1 rRNA gene (only partly in view) is annotated in these 1,442 nt (G+C 56.2%); it reads right to left on the bottom strand.

The features are described from left to right. Positions 1 to 49: 49 nt before the first annotated feature. Positions 50 to 1,442: ribosomal RNA gene (locus ACH5AO_RS37060) — 23S ribosomal RNA — on the bottom strand; it runs 1,798 nt beyond the window's last position.

The raw sequence follows: 1,442 nt of genomic DNA, 5'->3' as shown, positions 1-1,442 counted from the left end.
CATGGGGTTGTTCGTGGTTTCAGAACCAACACAGTGGACGCGAGCAACTGAGGACAAGCCCTCGGCCTATTAGTACCGGTCAACTCCACACGTTACCGTGCTTCCATATCCGGCCTATCAACCCAGTCGTCTACTGGGAGCCTTACCCCATCAAGTGGGTGGGAGTCCTCATCTCGAAGCAGGCTTCCCGCTTAGATGCTTTCAGCGGTTATCCCTCCCGAACGTAGCCAACCAGCCATGCCCTTGGCAGAACAACTGGCACACCAGAGGTTCGTCCGTCCCGGTCCTCTCGTACTAGGGACAGCCCTTCTCAAGACTCCTACGCGCACAGCGGATAGGGACCGAACTGTCTCACGACGTTCTAAACCCAGCTCGCGTACCGCTTTAATGGGCGAACAGCCCAACCCTTGGGACCGACTCCAGCCCCAGGATGCGACGAGCCGACATCGAGGTGCCAAACCATCCCGTCGATATGGACTCTTGGGGAAGATCAGCCTGTTATCCCCGGGGTACCTTTTATCCGTTGAGCGACGGCGCTTCCACAAGCCACCGCCGGATCACTAGTCCCGACTTTCGTCCCTGCTCGACCCGTCGGTCTCACAGTCAAGCTCCCTTGTGCACTTACACTCAACACCTGATTGCCAACCAGGCTGAGGGAACCTTTGGGCGCCTCCGTTACCCTTTAGGAGGCAACCGCCCCAGTTAAACTACCCATCAGACACTGTCCCTGATCCGGATCACGGACCCAGGTTAGACATCCAGCACGACCAGACTGGTATTTCAACGACGACTCCCACCATACTGGCGTATGGCTTTCACAGTCTCCCAGCTATCCTACACAAGCCGAACCGAACACCAATATCAAACTGTAGTAAAGGTCCCGGGGTCTTTCCGTCCTGCTGCGCGAAACGAGCATCTTTACTCGTAGTGCAATTTCACCGGGCCTATGGTTGAGACAGTCGAGAAGTCGTTACGCCATTCGTGCAGGTCGGAACTTACCCGACAAGGAATTTCGCTACCTTAGGATGGTTATAGTTACCACCGCCGTTTACTGGCGCTTAAGTTCTCAGCTTCGCCACCCCGAAGAGTGACTAACCGGTCCCCTTAACGTTCCAGCACCGGGCAGGCGTCAGTCCGTATACATCGCCTTACGGCTTCGCACGGACCTGTGTTTTTAGTAAACAGTCGCTTCTCGCTGGTCTCTGCGGCCACCCCCAGCTCAGAGCGCGAAGCTCATCACCGGATGTGGCCCCCCTTCTCCCGAAGTTACGGGGGCATTTTGCCGAGTTCCTTAACCATAGTTCACCCGAACGCCTCGGTATTCTCTACCTGACCACCTGAGTCGGTTTAGGGTACGGGCCGCCATGAAACTCGCTAGAGGCTTTTCTCGACAGCATAGGATCATCCACTTCACCACAATCGGCTCGGCATCAGGTCTCAGC

It is taken from the genome of Streptomyces sp. NPDC018964, assembly GCF_044390325.1.
In the GTDB taxonomy this organism is placed as follows: Bacteria; Actinomycetota; Actinomycetes; order Streptomycetales; family Streptomycetaceae; genus Streptomyces.
The sequence above is the reverse complement of the archived record's forward strand: the minus strand, read 5'-3'. Positions and strand labels throughout refer to the sequence as shown.